20 protein-coding genes and 1 tRNA gene are annotated in these 22,444 nt (G+C 66.0%); 11 read left to right on the forward strand and 10 right to left on the reverse strand.

What is annotated here, in order from left to right; translation table 11 throughout:
- Positions 1-875, forward strand: an 875-nt coding sequence (locus C795_RS16125; protein ID WP_017792467.1) for an IS256 family transposase, incomplete at its 5' end; no start/stop codon positions are given.
- A 557-nt stretch (positions 876-1,432) separates the two neighbouring features.
- Here C795_RS16125 and C795_RS0113700 read toward each other — a convergent pair.
- On the reverse strand, positions 1,433-2,743 hold the full coding sequence (locus C795_RS0113700; RefSeq protein ID WP_017794316.1) for a glycosyltransferase: 1,311 nt from the start codon (positions 2,741-2,743) through the stop codon (positions 1,433-1,435).
- 164 nt (positions 2,744-2,907) lie between these two features.
- On the opposite strand from C795_RS0113700, the gene C795_RS0113705 reads away from it, so the two are divergent.
- Positions 2,908-3,468, forward strand: a complete 561-nt coding sequence (locus tag C795_RS0113705) for a TetR family transcriptional regulator (protein ID WP_017794317.1) — start codon at positions 2,908-2,910, stop codon at positions 3,466-3,468.
- Positions 3,469-3,524: 56 nt separating this feature from the next.
- On the opposite strand, the gene C795_RS16130 is transcribed toward C795_RS0113705, so the two are convergent.
- The 4 genes from C795_RS16130 to C795_RS0113725 all read right to left on the reverse strand — a co-directional run bounded on the left by C795_RS16130 (position 3,525) and on the right by C795_RS0113725 (position 9,295).
- Positions 3,525-6,638 (reverse strand): DEAD/DEAH box helicase, encoded by a 3,114-nt coding sequence (locus tag C795_RS16130; RefSeq protein ID WP_017794318.1) that lies wholly within the window; start codon positions 6,636-6,638, stop codon positions 3,525-3,527.
- Positions 6,639-6,723: 85 nt separating this feature from the next.
- Positions 6,724-6,808 (reverse strand) — tRNA-Leu (locus tag C795_RS0113715).
- A gap of 136 nt (positions 6,809-6,944) precedes the next feature.
- Positions 6,945-7,448 (reverse strand): Cys-tRNA(Pro) deacylase, encoded by a 504-nt coding sequence (gene ybaK, locus C795_RS0113720; protein ID WP_017794319.1) that lies wholly within the window; start codon positions 7,446-7,448, stop codon positions 6,945-6,947.
- 38 nt (positions 7,449-7,486) lie between these two features.
- Positions 7,487-9,295, reverse strand: coding sequence for a DEAD/DEAH box helicase (locus C795_RS0113725; protein ID WP_017794320.1), 1,809 nt, complete (start codon positions 9,293-9,295; stop codon positions 7,487-7,489).
- Positions 9,296-9,372: 77 nt separating this feature from the next.
- Between C795_RS0113725 and C795_RS0113730 the strand changes: the two genes are divergently transcribed.
- Both C795_RS0113730 and C795_RS0113735 read left to right on the forward strand, forming a co-directional pair.
- Positions 9,373-10,203 (forward strand): SGNH/GDSL hydrolase family protein, encoded by an 831-nt coding sequence (locus C795_RS0113730; protein WP_017794321.1) that lies wholly within the window; start codon positions 9,373-9,375, stop codon positions 10,201-10,203.
- A 43-nt stretch (positions 10,204-10,246) separates the two neighbouring features.
- Complete coding sequence (locus C795_RS0113735) at positions 10,247-10,579, forward strand: spore germination protein GerW family protein (protein ID WP_017794322.1); 333 nt, start codon at positions 10,247-10,249, stop codon at positions 10,577-10,579.
- 64 nt (positions 10,580-10,643) lie between these two features.
- Here C795_RS0113735 and gluQRS read toward each other — a convergent pair whose 3' ends face one another.
- Positions 10,644-11,609, reverse strand: a complete 966-nt coding sequence (gene gluQRS, locus C795_RS0113740) for a tRNA glutamyl-Q(34) synthetase GluQRS (RefSeq protein ID WP_017794323.1) — start codon at positions 11,607-11,609, stop codon at positions 10,644-10,646.
- A 58-nt stretch (positions 11,610-11,667) separates the two neighbouring features.
- On the opposite strand from gluQRS, the gene C795_RS0113745 reads away from it, so the two are divergent.
- Both C795_RS0113745 and pdxY read left to right on the forward strand, forming a co-directional pair.
- Positions 11,668-13,038, forward strand: a complete 1,371-nt coding sequence (locus C795_RS0113745; RefSeq protein WP_017794324.1) for an FAD-binding oxidoreductase — start codon at positions 11,668-11,670, stop codon at positions 13,036-13,038.
- 72 nt (positions 13,039-13,110) lie between these two features.
- On the forward strand, positions 13,111-13,962 hold the full coding sequence (gene pdxY, locus C795_RS0113750) for a pyridoxal kinase PdxY (protein WP_017794325.1): 852 nt from the start codon (positions 13,111-13,113) through the stop codon (positions 13,960-13,962).
- 21 nt (positions 13,963-13,983) lie between these two features.
- On the opposite strand, the gene C795_RS0113755 is transcribed toward pdxY, so the two are convergent.
- Positions 13,984-14,355 carry a fluoride efflux transporter FluC gene (locus C795_RS0113755; RefSeq protein WP_017794326.1) on the reverse strand — a complete coding sequence of 124 codons (372 nt, stop codon included), beginning with the start codon at positions 14,353-14,355 and terminating at the stop codon, positions 13,984-13,986.
- Entirely contained in the window at positions 14,352-14,843 is a 492-nt protein-coding gene (locus C795_RS0113760; protein ID WP_083879327.1) for a fluoride efflux transporter FluC, read from the reverse strand. Before C795_RS0113760 ends, C795_RS0113755 begins: the two co-directional genes overlap by 4 nt.
- 327 nt (positions 14,844-15,170) lie before the next feature.
- Here C795_RS0113760 and C795_RS0113765 point away from each other — a divergent pair, with 327 nt between their 5' ends.
- The 4 genes from C795_RS0113765 to C795_RS16710 all read left to right on the forward strand — a co-directional run bounded on the left by C795_RS0113765 (position 15,171) and on the right by C795_RS16710 (position 18,817).
- Positions 15,171-16,097, forward strand: coding sequence for a metal ABC transporter substrate-binding protein (locus tag C795_RS0113765; RefSeq protein ID WP_157487157.1), 927 nt, complete (start codon positions 15,171-15,173; stop codon positions 16,095-16,097).
- Positions 16,097-16,927: a metal ABC transporter ATP-binding protein gene (locus C795_RS0113770; RefSeq protein WP_017794329.1), complete on the forward strand. Its 831-nt coding sequence runs from the start codon at positions 16,097-16,099 to the stop codon at positions 16,925-16,927. The genes C795_RS0113765 and C795_RS0113770 overlap by 1 nt, the downstream gene beginning before the upstream one ends.
- Positions 16,924-17,790, forward strand: a complete 867-nt coding sequence (locus C795_RS0113775) for a metal ABC transporter permease (RefSeq protein ID WP_017794330.1) — start codon at positions 16,924-16,926, stop codon at positions 17,788-17,790. The genes C795_RS0113770 and C795_RS0113775 overlap by 4 nt, the downstream gene beginning before the upstream one ends.
- Before the next feature lie 70 nt (positions 17,791-17,860).
- The gene (locus C795_RS16710; RefSeq protein WP_157487158.1) at positions 17,861-18,817 is read left to right on the forward strand and encodes a cutinase family protein; all 957 of its coding nucleotides are present in this window, start codon (positions 17,861-17,863) and stop codon (positions 18,815-18,817) included.
- A 35-nt stretch (positions 18,818-18,852) separates the two neighbouring features.
- Here the strand turns inward: C795_RS16710 and C795_RS0113785 are convergent, their stop codons facing one another.
- On the reverse strand, positions 18,853-20,076 hold the full coding sequence (locus C795_RS0113785) for an NAD(P)/FAD-dependent oxidoreductase (RefSeq protein WP_033349838.1): 1,224 nt from the start codon (positions 20,074-20,076) through the stop codon (positions 18,853-18,855).
- A 107-nt stretch (positions 20,077-20,183) separates the two neighbouring features.
- Here C795_RS0113785 and C795_RS16140 point away from each other — a divergent pair, with 107 nt between their 5' ends.
- Entirely contained in the window at positions 20,184-20,906 is a 723-nt protein-coding gene (locus C795_RS16140; protein WP_017794333.1) for a helix-turn-helix transcriptional regulator, read from the forward strand.
- 17 nt (positions 20,907-20,923) lie between these two features.
- On the opposite strand, the gene C795_RS0113795 is transcribed toward C795_RS16140, so the two are convergent.
- Positions 20,924-22,387 carry an alanine/glycine:cation symporter family protein gene (locus C795_RS0113795; protein WP_017794334.1) on the reverse strand — a complete coding sequence of 488 codons (1,464 nt, stop codon included), beginning with the start codon at positions 22,385-22,387 and terminating at the stop codon, positions 20,924-20,926.
- Between the last annotated feature and the right edge of the window lie 57 nt (positions 22,388-22,444).

The following is a 22,444-nucleotide window of genomic DNA, read 5'->3' on the forward strand; positions in this document are numbered from 1 at the left end:
CGCTCGGCATTCACTCACTGTCGAAATCGCAGGTCTCTCGCATGGCCACTGATCTCGACGAACACGTCACCGAGTTCCGCACCCGACCGCTCAGCGATGCCGGCCCGTTCACGTTCGTCGCGTGTGACGCCCTCACCATGAAAGTACGTGAGGGCGGGCGAGTGATCAACACGGTCGTGCTCGTCGCGACCGGCGTCAACGCCGATGGGCATCGTGAAGTGCTCGGCATGCAGGTCGCGACGAGCGAGACCGGGGCGGCGTGGAACATGTTCTTCGCGGACCTCGTCGCGAGAGGACTGACCGGAGTGCAGCTCATCACGTCAGACGCACACGCTGGCCTGGTCGAGGCCATGCGGGCCAACTTTCCCGGCACCAGTTGGCAGCGTTGCCGCACCCACTACGCCGCGAACCTCATGTCGGCCTGCCCGAAGCAGATGTGGCCTGCCGTGAAAGCAATGCTGCATTCCGTCTATGACCAGCCCGACGTTGCAGCTGTCGAGGCACAGTTCGACCGGCTCCTGGACTACGTCGGCGAGAAACTGCCTGGCGTGCACGATCATCTCGATGCTGCCCGCGCCGATATCCTCGCATTCACGGCGTTCCCGAAAGATGTGTGGCAGCAGATCTGGTCGAACAATCCCAACGAACGTCTCAACAAAGAAATCAGACGTCGCACTGACGTTGTCGGTATTTTCCCGAATCGAGACGCGATCACCCGGCTCGTTGGAGCGGTCCTGGCAGAGCAATCTGACGAGTGGGCGGAGGGCCGCCGATACCTCGGACTCGAGGTGTTGGCTCGTTGCAGGGTTCGCCTCATCACGGACAACGTTGCTGAGGAGGTGGCTGTGGAACTACCCCTCACGTTGACTGCGTAGCCAAGCTCATTCTCGAAGAATGTTCGTTACACCACTCCACGGGACTTGACCGGTGCGGCCGTTGTGGTCCCACAGCTCTGGCACCGTGGTCATAGCTCATTTCGGCGAAGTCGACCATGAGGCGCGAAAATCGCTTCGGGGCGGATACGCGGTACTGGAACCCAGGCAACGCTTTCGTCGGCGCAGTATGGGGAACAACATCGGTGAACGCGCCCACGACACCACGACATCAACGGGGCCAGCAGTGTGGAGCGCAGTAGTGACCGTCCACGATCCGCCGCCGTTATCTATGAGGTCGGTCGCACTGGTCCCCCAAACGAAGCCCCAGTTACTGTCACATGCGTAGGAATCGGAATCGACACAGGCCTCGTAGCCTAAGTGCTACCGCCCAGCCGCCCGTAGCCGTTGTGTCCCCAGGAATACGCGGTATCGTCCACAGCCAACTCGACCGAGAACTACGCGCCTGCACTCACCTGCGCAAACGTCACCCCGGGAGGGGGCGATAATGACCTCGGTGCTTCCTATTAGTGGCCCGCTCGCAGGAGTCAGCGCTGCGCTCACTGCGGCCCCCACCCCTGCGCAGGCTTCGGCGTGAGCGCCTCAATCACTGATTCAAGACCCGCGAGCCCACTCGACACTTCGATCTCCGCGCCCACCTTCCGGCTGCGTTCGGCATAGCCCGGGTCAGCGAGCACCCGCCGCACCGCAGCCCCGACCCGCTCGGGCGTCGGCTTGCTCGTGCGGAGGCTCACCCCAACCCCCGTCCACTGCGCACGCGCGGCAACCTCAGCTTTGTCTTCTGTCATACCCGCGACCACAAGCGGTACGCCGTGCTCGAGCGCATAATGCACTCCGCCGTACCCGCCGTTACTCACATACACATCGGTGAGAGGCAGCAGTCGGTCGTGCGGCAAATACTCGGCAACACGCACATTCGCGGGAAGCGGCGACGGCAGCGTCGACAGCGGCCGCCCACCCGTGCTCACCACAACAAGCACGTCATCATCCGCGAGCGCGGCCATAGTCGGGGCGATGAGCTCGTCAAAATCAGTGTTTGCGACCGTACCCTGACTCACATGGACCACCGGCCGCGGCCCATCAAGCTCAGCCCACCACTCGGGTAGCGGGCCGTCACTCATCGTCGCGCGCGACATTGGGCCCACGAAGTGCACCGTGTCTGGCAGGTCGCTTCGCTCGTACTCAAAGCCCGGAACAGTGAACTGCACAATCGCGTCAGCCTGCGATGCGCCCGACATGAAGAACCCATTGAGCTTCTTCCCGGTCGTCTCAAGCATCATCTGCTCGGCCTGCTTCTGCACCCCACCAAAGATGACCTTTTTGGTGAGCACGTCAAGCATTGAGTTGCGAATCCGACCGAGCGTTCCGGGCTTCGGGAGGACACCCAGGCCGAACGGTGCGGTGTCTTTGCTTTCTACCCCGAGCGGGATGATCCCGAGGTTCACAATCGCGGGGCGCTCTGCACGGGGTCTTGCCAGCAGCCCCACCGCTCCGATGAACATGCTCTCAACGAGGATCGCGTCGACAGGCTCCTGCGCGATCGCGTCATCGACCGCGCGAATCTGAGCCGGCGCCGGCTTCAGAAAAATATTGCTCACATCCCAGCGGATCCCCGCCACCCCGGTCTTGCCGACCCTGCCGGGGAACGCGACGTTCATGTCGGTGTCGTCGTAGTCCGCTTCTGCGGGTAGCGCCACGAATTCAGCCCCGGTGCCACGCACAGCGTCAGCGTAGCGCTGCCCGGTCATGAAGCGCACCCGGTGGCCCTGCCGCACGAGATGACGCGAAACCGTCAATAGGGGCGTGACGTGACCGTGGACGGGAGTGCTGCAAACGAGGAACGATTTCATGCGCGACTTTCATTAGGTGACAAACCAAGGTAGCCTGACCAGTGAAAAGTATTCACTAACCTTGGGGGCAAGTCAATATGTCAGGCGAGAATACTCGACCTCGCGGCCGCAGATATCAGTCGGAGCTGCGCACGAGTCAAGCCGCCGCAACACGATTCCGAATCTTGGATGCAGCGGCTGAGCGATTCACCGTCGCGGGTTACACCGGCACTTCTCTCGCCGACGTTGCACAAGCAGCGGGCGTCTCGGTCGAAACAGTGAAGCTCGGCGGCCCTAAGCGCCGCCTGCTACTCAACGCTTTTACACACACCTTTGCCGGACGCGAGGGACTTGAATCGCTCGCGAGCCATGGTCCGGTCGCCGACATTACCGCTGAACTCGACAACACTCGCTACCTAGCAGGTATTGCACATTTTGTCGCCGAGTCAAACCGGCGCAGCAGTCTCCTCTGGACCACGCTCCTGTCGGCTGCCGCTTCTGACGCTCTGCTAAGCAACGAACTCGACGAACTCCAGCGGCGTCGCCGGGCGGACATGCTGGTGCTGGTTGATGAGCTTCGCAGTCGCGGCCTCGCCGACAGAGCCCAGGCACGGGAAACGATCGCGGACACTGTCTCGTTTATCCTGTCGCCCGAGGGGTATAACCAACTTGTGTTAGGTGCCAAGTGGAGCCAACCCGACTATGAAGCGTGGCTCACACGCACAATACTTCTCACTTGCGGGTGAGGCGGACACCTGCGCGCCCTGCAGTACGCCGTCCTCCCGACACTTCCCGACCCGACTCAACCCAGCAGTTCGCGCACATCCTCGGCGGTCAGCGCCCGCGCAAATAGCTCCTCGTCATCAACCACGGCATCGAAGAGGGCTCGCTTGCGCTGCTGCAGCTCGAGCACCTTTTCCTCGATGGTGCCGAGCGCGATCATGCGGAGCACGTGCACCGGGTTGCGCTGCCCAATACGGTGGGTGCGGTCAATGGCCTGCGCCTCGCTCGCCGGGTTCCACCACGGGTCGAGCAGCAGCACGGTGTCCGCCTCGGTAAGGTTCAGGCCGAATCCCCCGGCCTTCAGACTGATGAGAAACACGTCGACCTCGCCGCGCCGAAATTGCTCGATGACCGCAGCGCGGTTGCGCGTGCTGCCGTCGAGGGTGACGGTTCGAAGACCGGCTGAATGCAGCCGCTCCCTCGCCCGATCGAGAAACGAGGTGAACTGGCTGAAGACGAGCGCCCGCCGACCCTCCCCCGCAAGCTCGGTGGCGTGCTCGGCGAGCGCCTCAAGCTTCGCCGAGGGCAACTCCGCATACTGTTCGTCGATGAGCGAGGCATCGAGTGCGAGCATGCGCAACAGCGTGAGCGAGCGAAACACCGTAAATCGATGGCGATCGAGATCTGCGATGAGCCCGTAGAGCTTCTGACGCTCCCGCTGTAGGAACGCGTCGTAGAGCTGCCTGTGCGCTGGGGCGAGCTCGATCTCGAGCACCTGCTCCTGTTTCTCGGGCAACTCGGTGGCGACCAGTGCCTTTGTGCGCCGCAGCATGAAGGGCCGCAGCTTGCGGCGCAGCTGCTGGAGCCGCTGGGCGCGAAGCCCAGCTTGCGTCTCAGGCCCGCTGCCGGCACCCTTGCCAGCTGAGATGCCCGGGGCCACCTGCTCGATGGTGCGCACGTACTCTTCCTCGAACCGGCGTGCGGAGGGAAAGAGCCCCGGCGCGACAACTCCCGCGATCGCGTGGAGCTCGCGTAGCGAATTCTCCATCGGCGTGCCAGTGACCGCGAGCTTCCAAGCCACCGGCAGCTCCGCCGACAGCTCGTTACTCATCGCGCGCGCGTTCTTGACGAACTGCGCCTCGTCGAGAATGAGGCCGGCAAGGCCACGATCCGGATCTTGCGCGATCGCGCGATACTGCTCGAAGTCGAGCCGAAAGAGCGCGTAGCTCGTCACAATAATGTCGGCTTCAGCAGCATCGTTCGCCACCGGTCGCCCCGACGTCGCCGCGGTCGCGGTGCGCACGCGCACCCGCAGCCCCGGGGCGAATCGGGCAGCCTCCGACGCCCAGTTGCCCATGACCGAGGTCGGGGCGACGACGAGAAACGGGCGGCGCTCGGCGGCACGCGGCGGCCCCTCAGCGGGCGCGGGGTCGCTCTGCTTGGCCCACGCAATCAAGGTGAGGCACTGCAGCGTCTTGCCCAGCCCCATGTCGTCGGCGAGGATTCCGCCGAGCCGGTGGCGCCACAGAAACGCGAGCCAGTGAAACCCCTCGCGCTGGTAGGGCCGAAGCTCTGCCTGGATGCCCTGCGGCACCTGCACCTGCACCGGGTGAGCCCGGCCGATATCGCGCACGAGCGCGCGCCAGTCGACCGCAGCCTCGGTTTCCTCGGCCAGGTCCTCAAAGTCGGCAAAGAAGGCTGCCTGGTGCCGGCTGATACGCAGCCCGGTCTCCCACTCGTCGAGTTCTTGCCCCTCAGCGATGAGCTCGGCCAGCGGGGCCAAGGCGGGGTGATTGAGGTACAGGTACGAGTTGTCGATCAGGAGCAGCTTCTTCGCTCCCTTTGCGAGGGCGCGAAACAGCGGCGCAAACGGCACGGTCTTGCCCTCGACGGTGACGAGCACGCCGAGGTCGAACCAGTCTGCGGTCTCGCTCGGTACGGTCGTGACTGAGAGCTGTGGCGTGCCCTGGGCGGCACGATACCTCGGGGCGGGTCCGGTCTGTCGCACCTCGATGCCCGGGGCGGAGTGGAGCAGGGGCGCAACGCTGTGCAAGAACTCTGCCGCGTCGGCGCCGCGCAGCTCGGTCGCCGCGGGCAGCGCGGGTGACTCATCGGCCCAAGCCGCGGGAACGACTTCCTCATCGAGTACCCCCTGCGGGAGCAGCCGTGCGACCACGGGACCGGGCGACCCCAGCGCCCCGGGCACGCGTTCTGCCGCCCATGTGAGCGTGAGGCAGTGACCCTGCTGCCAGGCCGCGGTCAGCACTGCGAGCGGCTGTCGGGGTGCCGGCAGCACGACGGACCCATCGGTACTCTCCACGGTGAACCCCGCGCGCAGCTCCGGAATGCCGTCGGCGAGAAACGCCTCGCGCTCTGTCGCGGGCAGCGTCACCGGAGCCGCGTCTTCCCGGCCCCCGAGCAAGGCAACCGCCGCGGCGCTCAGTCTCCCCGCCACCGGGGCAAGATGGACCTCGCGCCCCGCGTCGCGCTGCGCCAGGTACAGCCCGTGATCGCCAATGACGCCGCTGTCACGCAGCGGCACGTCGACCCCGTCCAACCGTAGCCGCGGGCGCAGCTCAACCCCACCCCCGGTTGTGGCTACTGCATCGAGGCTCAGCTGAGCCTCCGTGTGCAGCTGCACCGGCGCGTGCGTCCCCGAAACGATCAGTTTGATGCCCAGGCCCTCGGCCTGTCCCAGCATCGTCCAGAGCGCCGGGCTCACGAACTCATCGAGAAACACCCAGTTGGCGTCCTGGCCGACCGTGATGGTCGCGGCGGCCCGGTGCAGTGCGAACACCTGTCGAAACCACCGCTGCTGGGTGGCATCGAGGTGGAGCCGCCCGCCCTGGTGACCGATGTTGGACCAGGTGAGGGTGCCGCGCGCCCAGCCCCGCTGGGTTTGCATTGCCGGCCGGGTCCCGAGCCGGTACAGACCGCTCCCCACTTCTTGGCCCGGCTTCAGCGCGCGCGAGATGGGGCCGTTCCACAGCTCAGACGTGCGCGGAATCAGCTCGCGCACCTCGAACTGCAACGCGAGGGGGGTAACGCCGCCCGCATCGGGCGTCTCACTCGATGCCGAATCTGAAGCCACGGCCCCAGTGCGAGCATCTGGTGCAATCAGCTGACCGAGCCGCTCCCGCCAGCCAAGGGTGGGCGGCACGGGGGCTTCGCTGGCTGGCTGTGCTGAGTTCATCGTCCTGCCCATCGTAGAAGATCTGGCCGAGAATGCAGAAAACCCCCGGGTGAGATTTCTCTCACCCGGGGGTTTTCGATCCACGTGCGCGGAGGGGGACTTGAACCCCCACGCCCTAATACGGGCACTAGCACCTCAAGCTAGCGCGTCTGCCATTCCGCCACCCGCGCGAATCATTCTTGCCCGTCTCGCTCTCGCACTCACCGGCCGAACAAGTAATAATTTAGCACGGCTTTAAAGCTCCCTTCGAATCCCCCGGTGATCTCGCGTGTGTCGCGCGGAATCACGCCAATTTTCGGAAAGGGCCTAGGCCCGACCGATCGGGGCCCACGTCGCATCGCATGCGCGCGCCAGGTCCTCGGGGGCGAGTTCAATGTCGAATCCGCGCTTGCCACCCGACACCAACACGGTCTCGTGAGCCCGTGCGGACTCGTCAATCACGGTCGGCAGCGGCGTGCGCTGCCCCAGCGGACTAATGCCGCCCACGACGTACCCGGTCTTGCGCTCTGCGAGCGCGGGGTCGGCCATCACGGCGCGCTTTCCGCCACGCGCTGCGGCGATCGCCTTCAGGTCGAGCATGCCGCTCACTGGCACGACGCCCACCGCGAGCGCGCCGTCGACATCCACGAGCAGTGTCTTGTACACGCGCTCCGGAGCGATGCCGAGCTCGCGGGCGGCTTCGCCCCCGAAGTCGGTCTCTGCGGGATCGTGCGCGTAACTGCGCGCTTCAAACGCGATCCCGGCGCTCGCGAGCGCGACCGTCGCGGGCGTGCCCGCTGATCCGGATCCTTTTCGAGCCTTCTTTGCCATCCCTCCAGTGTATTGCGGCCCGCGCCTGCCCCGGCCGCCTACGGCCGCAGGCGCCTGCGCAGCAACTCGATACGCTTCTGAAGCTGCGTCACCGATGCTTGCGCCACCGCGGGGCCGCCGCAGACGCGGCGCAGTTCGGTGTGCACGTCCTTGTGGGGCTCCCCCGATACCCGCGAGTACATTCCGACGAGCTGGGACAGCAGCTTGCGCTGCTCGCCGAGGGTGCGGTGCAGCGCCTCGGGCGCCTCGGCCTTCTCGGGGGCGTGCTCGAGGATGCCCTGCTTCGACGCGCTGCGTTTGGCCTGGCGCGACTGCCTCGCCTGCAGCAGCGCCTTCACCTCCTGCGGCTCGAGCAGACCGGGGAACCCAAGAAAGTCGAGCTCCTCCTCGCTATCGACCTCGGCGTAGCCGCCAAACTCGACGCCATCAAACACCGCACGATCAAAGTGCGCGTCGGAGCCGAGCGCCTGATACTTGAACTCCTGTTCTAGCAGCTCAGACGAGGCCTGGTCACCGCGCTCAGCCTCGGCCATCATCGCGGCCTCGGCGTCCCACATCTCCTCGGCGCTCTTCGGGCCCTCGAGCACGTGGTTGCGCTCCTTCTCGAGCTCTGCCGCCAGTTGCATCAGGCCGGGCACGTTCGGAATGAATACCGAGGCGACCTCGCCGCGGCGCCTCGACCGCACGAAGCGCCCAATGGCCTGCGCAAAGAACAGCGGCGTCGCCGAACTCGTTGCGTACACACCGACCGCGAGCCGGGGCACGTCGACGCCTTCAGACACCATGCGCACGGCGACCATCCAGCGTGAGGTGCCCTGCGAGAACTCGTCGATGCGCGCCGACGATCCGTCTTCATCGGACAGAATCAGGGCGACATTCTCGCCGGTAATTTCGCGCAGCTGAAACGCATACGCTTTCGCCGCGGCGTGATCCGTCGCGATCACGAGGCCGCCGGCGTCGGGAATCTGCAGCCGCACCTCGCTGAGGCGCTTATCTGCGGCGCGCAGCACCTTCGAGATCCAATCGCCCGCCGGATCCAGCGCGGTGCGCCATGCCTGGCTCGTGACGTCCTTCGTGTTGCCCTCGCCCAGCGAGGCTTCCATCTCCTCGCCCGCGGAGGTCTGCCAGCGCATCTTGCCCGCGTAGACCATGAAGATCACGGGGCGCACGATGCCGTCCGCGAGGGCGCGGCCGTAGCCGTAGTCGTAGTCGGTGAGCGAGACGCGCGAGCCATCCCCCTGGGGTGCGTACTGCACAAAGGGAATGGGGGCCTCGTCTGAGCGAAACGGCGTGCCGGTGAGCGACAGCCTGCGACGCGCCGAGCCGTACGCCTCTCGAATCGCGTCTCCCCAGCTGAGCGCGTCGCCGCCGTGGTGCACCTCGTCCATGATCACGAGCGTGTCTGCGTTTTCGGTCAGCAGCCGGTGCTGAATCGGCTTCATCGCCACCTGGGCGTAGGTGACGACCACGCCGTGATAGTGAAGGCCGTACCCGAGTCCATCGGCGTTCGAGTAATCAGGATTGAGACGGATTCCGGCACGGGCTGCGGCGTCGGCCCACTGATTCTTCAGGTGCTCGGTGGGCGCCACCACGACGATCTGGCTCACCGTATGGTTGGAGCGCAGAATGGCCGCCAATCTGAGCGCAAAGGTCGTCTTACCGGCCCCGGGGGTAGCCGAGGCCAGAAAGTCGCGCGGCGAAGCCTCGAGGTACTGCCGAATCGCTTCCTCCTGCCACGCTCGCAGGGTGCCTGCGGTACCGTGCGCGGCGCGCTCGGGGTAAGCGGGAGGGAGCAGTTCGGCGGCACTCGTACCGGGAAGATGTAAGCCTGGATCCGAATCTGTCACAACGCTCTAGACTAGCTCGGAGAACCGGAGCGCACGTTCAGGTACGGTGCGCCACGAGTGACACGGGAGCAGTTCAGATGACATCGGTTGACGAAACAGCAGTCAGTGGGGGCGCCAGCATTGAGCTGCCCTGGTCGCGCTTTGTCGCCCTGGGCGACTCCTTCACGGAGGGAGTCGGTGACCCCGACGCCGACAGCCCGGGCGGGCTGCGCGGCTGGGCCGACCGCTTCGCCGAGGTGCTCGCGAGCTACGACGACGATTTTTCCTACGCTAACCTCGCGGTGCGCGGCCGCCTGATTCAACAGATTTCTGACGAGCAAATCGGAGTTGCGCTCGACCTGCGCCCCGATCTCATCAGCATCTGCGCGGGCGGCAACGATGTGATTCGCCCCGGATCAGACCCCGACGAGGTCGCCGCCCGGCTCGACGCCGCCGTCACCCGGCTCAAGGAATCCGGCGCCACCGTGATCCTGTTTACCGGCGTGGACACGGCCTTTCAGCCGGTCTTTCGCACGATCCGCGGCAAAGTCGCGATTTTCAACGAAAACGTCCGCAAGGTCGCGCTCAAGCACGACTGCATCGTGGTCGACCAGTGGGCGATCGAGGAGCTTCAGGACCCGCGCTACTGGGCCGACGACCGACTTCACCTGAACGCGCTGGGGCACCACACCATCGCGCGCACCGCGCTCGATGCGCTCGGAGTCCCGCACCACCTCACCCCGCTCAACCCGCCCCTACAGCCCCTCCACACCTGGCGTGCAGCCCGCAAGGAGGACGTCGTCTGGGCGCGCGAATACCTCGTGCCCTGGGTCATTCGGCGCATCAAACACGTTTCCTCGGGCGACGGGATCACCGCCAAGCGGCCCGTGCCCGAATACGTCAACGGGTCACGCCGCTCTTCGGAGTAAGAACTCAGCTGACAGCTGTGGCCCCAACGGATAGGCTGAGGCTATGGCACACCTCACGAAGGAAATTGCAGACACGCTCACCCAGGTGGGCGTCCACTCCGCCTACGGCGATCCGGTTCAGCTCGGCGACGCCACGATCATGCCCGTGGCATGCACCTCGTACGGCTTCGGTGCCGGTGAGGCCGGCGCCGGTACCGAGGGCGAAGGTTCAGGCGGGGGCGGGGGCGGCATGGCTGTCCCCGTCGGCGCATACGTCTCACGCGATGGTGTGACGCGGTTCGAGCCGAACATCATTGCGCTGCTCGTTGTTGGCGTGCCGTTCGTGTGTGTCGCTGGGCGCGCGTTGGCTCGGGTGATTCGGGCGTTGAAGCGGTAGGTTTCGCCGCAATCCGCTCTCAGTTGATGCGCTTAGACGCCCGGATGCCTTGGCGCGTTGACGCCTAGGGATGCCAGACCCAGGGGTCCCTGGGGAGTTGGGACGGGTCAAAGCGCGTGATGAGTTGCGTTGGCGTGACTCGTTCTGTTTCAGTTGCGAGGTTGAGCGAGCGGGCGAGTTGCGTAAGCACCGTCTGGGCGCTGGTTCCTACGGCTTCGAGTTCGCGCAGTGTGACGGCGCCGTCGCGCTTGGCGAGGCGAGCTCCCGTGGGCCCCAGCACGAGGGGTACGTGAGCGTAGCTCACCCTGGGCGGCGACGAGAAGTCGAGCAGGCGCTGCAACAGGATCTGACGCGGTGTTGACGAGGCGAGGTCAGCGCCGCGCACGATCTGATCGACGCCCATCTCGGCGTCATCCACGACGACCGCGAGGTTGTACGCGACGGTTCCATCGCCGCGGCGCAGCACGAGATCGTCGATGTCGCCGTGGACCTCGCCGAGCACCAGGTCGGTGAACGCCGGGGCCAAAGCATCGTCTGGCACCCGCAGTCGCAGCGCCGGGGTGCGCGGTGCGATCGCTGCCCGCACGGCCTCTCGCTCCGCCGAAGTACGGTCGCGGCAGGTGCCCGGGTAGGCCCCCGGCGGGGCATGTGGCGCCGAGACCGCCGCGAGAATATCCTTGCGCGTGCACGTGCACTCATAGACCAGGCCGGCGGCCGCAAGCCGCGCAATGGCGGCCTCGTGCGCCGCCCCTCGGTCGGTCTGCAACACGGGCTCGCCATCCCAGTCGAGGCCGAGCCGCGCTAGGTCTTCGAGCTGCGCAGCAGCTGATCCGGCATCGCGTGCGCGGTCGAGGTCCTCAATGCGCATCAGAAATGCGCGCCCCGTGGCCCGCGCAAACAGCCAGGCCAGCAGTGCCGTGCGCAGGTTGCCGAGGTGCAGATCGCCCGAGGGGCTGGGCGCATAGCGGCCCGCGCCCGTGGCGGGCTCGAGAGGTACGGGGAGTTCGCCACCGGGGCCGCGCGCAGACATGGCTCCAATTCTGGCACGCACGCGTGGTCGCCACGATACGCTGAGGCAGGAGGCATCAATGGACGATCGACACACACCCGAGGACGCACAAGCGAGCCTGCAGACTTTACGCGAACAGCTGGGCGATCGGTTACTCACCGATGCGCGCGATATCTCCGCATACGCGCACGATTCCTCGCGCGATGAGCCCCGCGGAGCTGCGCTGGCCGTTGTCGAGGCGAGGGACACCGCGGACGTTTCAGCGGCCCTTGCCTGGGCAAACGAGCGGGGCGTGCGAGTGAGCGTGCGCGGCGCTGGCACCGGCCTCGCCGGCGGCGCCAACGCCTATGACGGCGGGCTCATCTTGTCACTCGCACGCATGAACCGGATCATCGACATCAACGCCGACGACCGGCTCGCGGTCGTGCAGCCTGGAGTCATCACCGCCGAACTCGATGCCGAGGCGCGGCTGCAGGGGCTCTTCTATCCGCCCGACCCCGCCAGCGCCCGCAGCTGCACTATCGGCGGCAACATCGCGACGAACGCGGGCGGGCTGCGCTGCGTGGCGCACGGTGTCACCCGCGACGCCGTGGCGGCGCTCGAGGTAGTGCTTGCAGACGGACGCGTCATGCGCACCGGCTCCCGCACCCGCAAGGACGTCGTCGGCTACGACCTCACGAGCCTCATCGTCGGGTCGGAAGGCACGCTCGGCGTGGTCACCGAGGCGACCCTGCGCCTCAAGCCTGTACCCGAGGGCACGGCCTGCAGCTTTCGCGCCTCATTCGATGACCTCGAGTCGGCGGGGCGCGCCGTCACGGCGATCGTGGGCGGGCTGCACTCCCCCGAGATCCTCGAGCTCATGGACGCCGCGAGCGTCGAGATCATTGAGGCATACCGCCCCAGCGGCATCACCGTGCCGAAGGGAGCCATCCTCGTGGGGCAGACGGTGGGACCAGCGGCCGCCGCCGAGGCCGCCGCAATCGCCGAGGTGTGCACCGCGCACGGCGCAACCGAGACCGAGCTGTCAGACTCCGATGCACTGATCGAGGCGCGCCGGCTCTCAAACCCGGCGCTCACCGCGCGCGGACTCAAGATCTCGTGCGACGTGGGCGTGCCCGTGGCGCGCCTCGCCGAGATCTTTCACGGCATCACCGAGATATCGCGACGTCACGACCGGCTCGTGTCGACCGTCGCGCACGCGGGCGACGGCAATCTGCACTGCACCGTCGACTGCGCCGACGATGACGAGATCGCGGCAGACGCCTTGCTCGACGACGTCACCAAGCTCGCGCTGTCCCTCGGTGGCACGATCACGGGTGAACACGGCATCGGCTCGGTGAAGCGACACGAGCTGTCGTGGCAGCTCGACGAGGTGGCCCGCGCGACCCAGGTGGCGATCAAGCTCGCGCTCGATCCGCGCGGCACGCTCACCCCCGGGCGCGCGATCTAGGGGCAAGCATGCTTGGTTCAGTCGAACCAAGCATGCTTGGACCGCACTGGGGGCCAATGGCAGGATCGAACCATGCGAATCCTCTCGATCCAGTCATCGGTCGCGTACGGTCATGTCGGTAATTCTGCCGCGGTCTTCCCGCTGCAGCGCATCGGCGTCGATGTAATGCCCGTGCACACCGTCTGCTTCTCGAACCACACTGGCTATGGAGCCTGGCGCGGCCCGCTCATCTCGGGCAGCGATATCACCGAGATCATCACGGGTATCGAGGAGCGCGGCGGACTCGCTGGGGTCGATGCCGTACTCTCGGGATACCAAGGCGGCGACAGCATTGGAGACGCGATCCTTGACGCCGTAGCGCGGGTCAAGCGGCACAGCTCCGAGGCGATCTACGCCTGCGATCCGGTGCTCGGCAACGCGAAGTCGGGCTGCCATGTCGCGCCGGAGGTACAGAACCTCATTCGTGACCGCGTGGTGCCCGCGGCAGATCTCATTACCCCGAACCAGTTTGAGCTCGGCTTCATTACGGGCACCTCGCCAGAGTCACTCGAGGAGATTCTCGAGTCGGTCGACCTTGCCCGCGAGCGCGGCCCGCGCACCGTGCTCGTCACGAGCGTCGATCGCCCCGAGGCGGCCCCCGATTCTCTCGAGATGCTCGCGGTGCAGGGCGACGACGCCTGGCTCATTTCGACGCCTCGGCTGCCGATCAAGGCCAACGGCTCGGGTGACGTCACCGCCGCGCTGTTCACCGCCCACCTACTGCGCACGAGCGACGCGGCCGCTGCCCTGTCGCGCACGACCGCGAGTGTGTTCTCACTGCTTGAAACCACGCTCGCCGCGGGTACGCGCGAACTGCAGCTCGTCGCAGCGCAGGAGGCCTATGCCCACCCCGACGAGCGGTTCTCGGTGCGACGCGTGCGGTAGCGCGCGATCGCTAGAGCCCCGCTAGGCCACCAGCGCTGCCCCCAGTGCGATGCCGCCCACGGCGCAGGCCACCCCGGCCACGAGCACCCCGGCGCCATTCGCGAGGGCCGCCCCGAAGCGGCGTTCACCGAGCAGCTTGACGGTGTCGAGGCTCGCGGAGCTAAAGGTCGTGTATCCGCCGAGCAGTCCCGTGGCGAGGATCGTGTGCACCGGGTCTCCCAGCGCGAGACCGATGAGCAGCCCGAGCACGAACGACCCGGTGAGGTTCACGACGAAGAGCCCCCACGGAAAGATCGGCTTGCCCTTGGGAACCGCCTGGTCGACGAGGTGCCGCAGCGCGGCCCCCGCTCCCCCCGCGAGAGCGACCGCCAGCGCGAGCCAGGCGCCGGTCACGGCGCGCCCTCGCCCGGCTCAGCAGCCTGGCCGGGAACAATCCGCCCGCCGAGCCACAGGCCCAAAGCACTCGCGGTAAGACCCGTGACGATCGTCATACCGGCATACACGAGCCCTAAGCCTGCCTGGTCGCCGAGCAGCAGCTGCCCCGTCTCGGTCGCCAAGCCGCTATAGGTCGTGAATCCACCGAGTATGCCTGTTCCCATGAACAAGCGGATGTCGCGCATCCTCGCACCGCCAAATCGTGCGGTGCCGGGCATTCGTCCGATCACTGCTACGACGACACCGAGCAGGAGCGCCCCAACGACATTGACCGTGAACGTTGCTACGGGGAACCACCCCTCGACCTCATGGGTGCGCAAGGCCGCGCCGATGCCGTAGCGGGCGAGCGTTCCGAGGGTGCCGCCGAGCGCCACCAGGCCAAGATCGTTGAGTGGCGTCCGCAATCGAACCGCTCGCCCCGGACTCAACTCGCCTGACACGCTCATACACCCGCCTTTCGGCTCAATCCTAGACCCGGGAGAACGCGCGGGGCTCGCGACCATCGACTCTGCGCAGTGTCCGCGTCCTCGGAGGCGCGGTGGGATGCCGCCGGGGTAGCGCGGGCCGTAGCGTTCGCAGAACACGCACTGCGGTAACGACCCCGGCGGGGCCAGACACGGGGAGCTTAGGCAAGATCATCATTAAAGTTCGTGATGCCGAACTTTTAGGTTAGGCTGCACGATAGAGGCGGTGAGTCGCCCACCATCAAACGTCGCCCACCATCAAAAGGGAGCCAGGCAATCTTGATTCGGATCACACGCCACCCACGACCATTGAAATTCGTCGGCCTCGTGGCCCTTTCATGCACCGCAGCCATCGCCCTCGCGGGATGCACAACGACTACCACCGGGACCGCGAGCGACGAGGAGGCTGATCGGCCCATCGTGCTCACCACGTTCACGGTGCTTGCTGACATGGCGGAGAACGTCGCGGGGGACGACCTCGAGGTGCGCTCGATCACCAAGCCGGGCGCAGAGATTCACTGCTACGAGCCCACCCCGCTCGACATCGCCAAGGCCACGGAGGCCGACTTGATCCTCGACAACGGGTTTGGGCTCGAGGCCTGGTTCTCGCAGTTCGTCGACCAAATCGACGTGCCTCACGTCGTCGTCACCGAGGGCATTGACCCCATCGATATCAGCTCAGACGCGTACGCAGGCAAGCCCAACCCGCACGCTTGGATGAGCCCCGACGCTGGCGCGATCTACATCGAGAACATGGTGGCCGCGTTTAGTGAGCTCGACCCCGAGCACGCCGACGGCTTTGCGCAGCGCGGTGACGACTACACCGCTGAGATCAATCGAGTGGGCGACGCCCTGAAAGCCGAGCTCGCACGTATTCCCGAGACACAGCGGGCGCTCGTCACCTGCGAGGGTGCGTTTTCCTACCTCGCCCGCGACGTCGGGCTGACCGAGCGATTCATCTGGCCGGTGAACGCCGAGCAACAGGCGACGCCGCGACAGATCTCCAACGCCATAGAGTTCGTGCAGGGGCACAGCATCCCGGCTGTGTTCTGCGAGTCCACCGTCTCCGACAAGCCCATGCGACAGGTGGTGGTGGCCACCGGTGCACAGTATGGGGGAACGCTCTACGTCGATTCACTCTCGGAGCCCGATGGCCCCGTGCCCACCTACCTGAAGCTGCTGCAATACGACGCCGACACCATCGTCGCAGCCCTCGTACCCAAGAAGGATGCATGATGCACGGCGTCACCGGCACGGAGCACCGTATCGTCGTCGACGACATCACGGTGCGCTACGGCGAAGTCACAGCGCTCGAGGGGGCCATCCTGCGGGTCTCGGCAGGCCGCGTCACAGGGCTCATCGGCATGAACGGCTCTGGAAAGTCCACGCTCTTCAAATCCATCATGGGGGCGGTGAAGCCACAGGCTGGAACCGTACGCATTGCGGGCGAGGACCCGTCGCGGGCCCGGCGACTCGGGCTCATCGGCTACGTGCCCCAGTCCGAAGCCGTCGACTGGGCATTTCCCGTGAGCGTGCGCGACGTCGTCATGATGGGTCGATACGGCCACATGGGGGTCACCAGGCGGGCCCGCGCCACGGACCATCGTGCCGTCGAGGAGGCCCTCGAGCGCGTCGAACTTACTGAGCTTGCCGGCCGCCAGATCGGGCAACTTTCGGGTGGCCAAAAGAAGCGTGCCTTCGTCGCACGCGGAATTGCGCAAGAAGCCGATGTGCTGCTCCTCGACGAGCCGTTCGCGGGCGTCGATAAACGCTCCGAAGCGACCATCGTGCGGCTACTGCGCGAGCTCGCGGCAGGCGGTCGCACGATTCTGGTATCCACGCATGATCTGCACGCGCTGCCGGGGCTCGCCGACGAAGCAGCGTTGCTGCTGCGCCGGATCCTGTTCCACGGCGACGTGCGCGAAGCACTCGCGCCCGAGCGGCTCGCGCTCGCGTTCGGACTCCCGCCGGGCAGCACCCTCGGCACGACGCACAGCACCAACCTCAGCTCCAACACCACCACCGACAAACCTGCGCACCCCACGGATCCGGAGCCCCTCGCATGAACCCCCTCGACCTATTCCTCGAGCCGCTGCAGTACGAGTTCATGACCCACGCGCTGATCACCACGTCGATCGCGGCGATCCTGTGTGCGCTGCTGTCGTGCTGGCTCGTGCTGATCGGCTGGTCACTGATGGGCGACGCAGTGTCACACGCCGTGCTGCCGGGCGTCGTACTCGCGTACGTATTTGGCGCGCCCTTCGCGCTCGGCGCACTCGTGTTCGGCTTTATCGCGGTCTCGCTGATCGGCGCAATTCGCTCGACCACCCGCGTGAAGGAAGACGCCGCGATTGGCATCGTATTCACGACCTTGTTTGCGCTGGGGCTCGTGCTGATCTCGGCCACGCCCAGCCAGACCGACCTGAACCACATCATCTTCGGCAACATTCTGGGAGTCTCCAACGCCGAGCTCGCACAGATCGCGCTGCTCGCCGCGATCGCGTTCGCGGTGCTCGTCATCAAGCGCCGAGACCTCACGCTCTACGCGTTCGACCCCACGCACGCGCACGCCATCGGCCTGAACCCCAAGTTCCTGGGCGCCCTGCTGCTCGGCCTGCTCGCGCTCACCTCGGTCGTCGCGCTGCAGGTCGTCGGTGTGATTCTGGTCGTTGCGATGCTCATCATTCCGGGGGCAACGGCGTACCTACTCACCGACCGGTTCAGTCGCATGCTCGTGATCGCCCCGGCCCTCTCAGTCGCCAGCGCGATCACCGGCATCTACCTGAGCTACTGGCTCGATGCCGCGTCTGGGGGCCTCGTCGTTGTTGTGCAGGGCTGCGCTTTTGGACTTGCGTACGTGTTCGCACCTCGGCATGGACTGCTCAGCAAGTTGCACCAGCACCGGATCGCACAGCCCGCAACGCCGTAACCGCAGACGATTCCCCACCATGCCCTGGCGTGTTCGCCGGGGGGCTCGACCGCTAGAGGCGTACGCTCGAATGACACCCCGTCAGCAGAAAGAAACTACCGTGCCGCACGCCTCTTCTCGCCCCGCTCACCGCCTCGCCCGCGCAGCCATTGCAGCGGTCTTCTTCGCGGTAACGCTCGCGGGATGCGCCGCGCCCGCCGATCCGGGAGTCGCACGCGACGCGCTGCAGGAGGCAGCCCAGGCACCCGCCCCTGAGCACGAGGCCAAGGCCGACGAGGCAGAGGCCGAGCCGCTCGAGCTCGAGCCGCTCGAGTGCCTGCCCTACCTTGTCATCACCGCGCGCGGCACGGGCGAGCCCCACCGCGGCCAGCTGCTCTCGCCGGTCTCGCGCGCGATTGCAGAAGCAAGGCCGGATCAGGCCGTGCGCACCGACCTTGATTATCCCGCCGACACCGATATCAACGGGGGCGCCAGCCTCGGGGTGCGCACGCTCGTGACCATGCTGAACCTGCAGGCTCAGACGTGCCCCGAGCAGAAGTTTGTGCTGTTGGGCTACTCACAGGGTGCGATGGTCGTGGGAGATGCGCTGTCGGAGCCGGCCGCCCGGTTCGTGGGCACCAAGGCCGATGAGTTGCGGCCCGAGGCCGCGGCGGCCGTGAGCGCGATCGTGTTTTACGGCGACCCTCGGTTTGTGGGGGCGGAGCCCTTCAACGACGGCAGCTACGACGAAACTCGCGACGGGCTGCTGCCCCGCCCCGCCGGGTCACTCGAGGAGTTCGCAGACCGCCTGCGCGACTACTGTGTGAGCGACGACTTCATCTGCCAGGCGACCACGGCCGGTCTCGACGAGGCCGGCCACGTCGAGTACTTCGACAACGGCATGCAGCAGGATGGTGCGGCGTTCGCGATCACCCAACTCGCCCCGCTCACCAAGACCGCACAGGATGCGAAGAAGTCGGGTGAGACGCAGCCCGCAGATAAGGGTGCACCAGACGCACCAAAATCAGACGATCCCGCCACGGAGTAGCCCGGCGCAGCGGGCCCCAGCTCAGCTGTTCCCCCTTATACGGCCACGTCAATAAGCGGCACGCTCGGATCGCTGAGCTTTGCTATGTCGACCTGTGTGCCGCTGCGCACGAGCTCCTGGATCTGCTCGTTCACGTCCCACACGTTGACGTTCATGCCGCCGCCCACCCGACCATCCTTCACCCAGAAGGCTAGGTATTCGCGCGTTGCGAGGTCGCCCCGCACCACGATCTCGGCGTCTCGCATGAGGTGCGGGTAGCCGGCGAGTTCCATCCCGAGGTCCCACTGGTCGGTGAAAAAGAACGGAATCACGTCGTATCTCACCTCTTGGCCCAGCATCGCCTTCGCAGCAGCCTGGCCCGTCGCGAGCGCGACCGCCCAGTGTTCGCTCCGCACGCGGACGCCCGCGCCCGCATGGTCGATGTTCGCGATGTCACCGGCGGCAAACACGTCGGGCGCGCTCGTGCGCAGGGAGGCATCGACGAGGACGCCGTTGTCCACCCGCATCCCGGCAGCCTCCGCGAGCTCGACGTTGGGAATCGCGCCGACCCCCACCAGCACGAGATCAGCGGGCAGCGTCTCCCCGTCCACGGTTACCCCCGTGACCCGGTTGTCCGTGCCGACGATTCCTTCGACCCCCGCTTGCATCCGAAATACCGTCCCGTGGGCCTCGTGTAGTTGCTGAAAGTTGTGGCCGAGCGATTCTCCGAGAACCGCCTCCAGTGGCGCATTCCCGCGCTCGAGCACGGTGACGGTGTTGCCCTTCTCCCGTGCGGCAGCGGCGGCCTCCATGCCGATCCAGCCGGATCCAATCAACACGATGTTCTTGTCCCCCGCGGCGAACACCTCACGCAGCGCCTGGGAGTCCTCGAGGGTGCGGAGGGTGTGTACTCCTGCGAGTTTGGCCCCGGGAATCGGAAGCGTGCGCGCACGCGATCCCGTGGCGAGTAGGAGTTTGTCGTAGCCCAGTGATTCGCCGCTTGTCAGTGACACCGTGTGGGCCACCGCGTCGATGGCGTCCGCGGTGACACCCGTGCGGACGACAATGTCATGTTTCTCGTACCACTCAGACGGGTGGGAGAAAAGCGACGCCTCATCCTCGTTGCCCTGCAGAAATCCCTTGGAGAGCCCCGGGCGTTCGTAGGGCAGGTGCGGCTCCTTCGCGACGATGGTGATGCTGCCCGCAAAGCCTTCGTGTCGCAGCTGCTGCGCTGCACTTGCTCCAGCAAATCCGCCGCCGATGATCACCATTGCATTCATTTGCGCCACCTCTTTCTTTGCGTTACCGCGCTGAGACTTCGCCGTCACTTCGCACTCTATGGAGCCGCCGCTCTAGTGTCAACAAGTTTCGCCGATAGACTATTGGCATGGACGAATTCGACAGCATTCACGCAGTGGGGGCCCTCGCGGACCCGGTTCGCAGGAACCTGTATGAGTACGTTGTGGCGCAGCATGAAGCCGTCGGCCGCAAACAAGCCGCCGAGGCCGTCGGCACACCGCAGCACACCGCGAAGTTTCACCTCGACCGCCTAGTGGAGGAAGGGTTGCTCGCTGTGGAGTATCGCAGGCTCTCCGGCAAGACCGGCCCGGGGGCCGGCCGCCCCTCCAAGCTCTACCGACGTTCGGGTGCGCAGATCGAGGTGTCCCTGCCGGGCCGCCAGTACGACCTCATGGGCGGAATCCTTGCCGCCGCCGTCGAGCGCAACGACTCCCCGGCGATGCAGGACGCTCTCAAGTCGGTCGCGCACGCCGCGGGGCTGAGCGCGGGCGAGGAACATCGCGCAGCGTTTCCCGCCCCGGAATCCGCGCTCTTCGAAATCGCTGATGCGCTCGCGGACCACGAGTTTGAACCGGTGATCGCCGACGACGTGGTGCGACTGCGCAATTGCCCGTTCGACCATCTCGCCAAGGACCACACGCAGCTCGTGTGCGGCGTCAATCAAAACTACATTCAGGGTGTGGTCGACGGCCTCGGGTGCCGGTGCGCGCACGCGAGTCTCGAACCCGAGGCCGGGTACTGCTGCGTCACGATCCGCGAGGGAGCGGTGGCCGAGCCAGCCACGGCCTGTGGCTGCCAGCGCCACGACTAACGTCAGCCGGACCGGTGCTAGCGGGTCTCGCCCTTGACGACCGGTAGGTTGCCGGTGACGCTGTGCTCGTTCTCCCAGCACTCGATGCCACTCACCTCGGGGAGGAGCGCGCGCGTGAATACGGGATCGAGTCCGAGCTTGCGTTGGCGGGAGTAATCGCGCATCAGTTTGAATGCGATGCCCGAGAGCAGACCGATCGCGATCAGGTTGACGAGGGCCATGACGCCCATGATCGTGTCGGCCGAATTCCAGATCACGTCAGCCGAGGCGATCGAGCCCACAAAGATCGCGGCGACCGCGAGCAGGCGATAGCCGAGGAGCACCGCGGGGCGCGTCGAGATGAACTCGATGTTCGATTCGCCGTAGTAGTAGTTGCCGAGGATCGAGCTGAACGCGAGCAAGAAGATGATCACCGAGAGCAGCACGTTTGACCAAGGTCCCAGCGCCCCCACGATCGCATCCTGAGTGAGGTCGATGCCCTTGGCAGCATTCGCCAAGTCGGGGGTCGACACGAGAATAATGAACGCCGTGATCGAGCACACCAGGAACGTGTCGAAGTAGACGCCCAGGGTCTGCACGAGACCCTGCTTGACCGGGTGGGTGACCGCGGCGCTCGCACCCGCGTTCGGGGCAGAGCCGAGGCCAGCCTCGTTCGAGAACATGCCGCGCTTGATGCCGGTCATGAGCACCGTTCCAAACGCGGCCCCAACGACCTGGTTGGCACCGAACGCGCTCGTGTAGATCGAGGCGAACACCTCGGGCAGGCGCTCGATGTTGAGACCCACGATCACGAGACCGAGCAGCAGGTAGAGCAGCGCCATCGCCGGCACAACGGCCTGCGTGACGCTCGCGATGCGGCGCACGCCGCCAAACACGACAAGGGCCGTGAGGATCGCCAGCACGATGCCAATTACGACGGGCAGCCATTCAAGCTTGCCACCAAAGCTCGAGGACACCGTGGCCGTGATGGTGTTGGCTTGCAGCGAGCTAAACGCGAAGGGGAAGCAGATGATCAGGATGCCCGCAAACAGCGTGCCCATCCAACGGGCATTCAGCCCCTTCCACATGTAATACGCCGGGCCGCCGCGAAACCCGCTCTTATCCCTCACCTTGAAGAGCTGGCCCAGGGTCGACTCGACAAAGCTGGAGGCGCCACCGACAAGCGCCATCGTCCACATCCAGAAGACCGCGCCGGGGCCTCCGATCGCGATGGCCGTGCCCACGCCCGCAATGTTGCCCACTCCGACGCGCGAGGCGGCCGAGATCGTGAATGCCTGAAACGCCGAGACCGACTGTGGTTTACCGTGCTCGTCGGTGGGCGTCTTGTTCGTGAGTGTGCGGAGCATTTCAGGGAACCACCGTAGCTGCACGACTCCTGACCTGATCGTGAAGTACAGCCCGAGCCCGAGGAGCACGGGCAGCACAATCCAGGTCCACAGCCGGTCACCAGCGAGCAGCATAAAATCGTTCAGCACGTCCATGGGTCAAGCATTACAGCGCGCGGCCCGTTCTCGCCCTCTTTTGAATTTCGGATTTCG

Origin of the sequence: Leucobacter salsicius M1-8, from assembly GCF_000350525.1 — a bacterium.
GTDB classification, from domain to species: Bacteria; Actinomycetota; Actinomycetes; order Actinomycetales; family Microbacteriaceae; genus Leucobacter; species Leucobacter salsicius.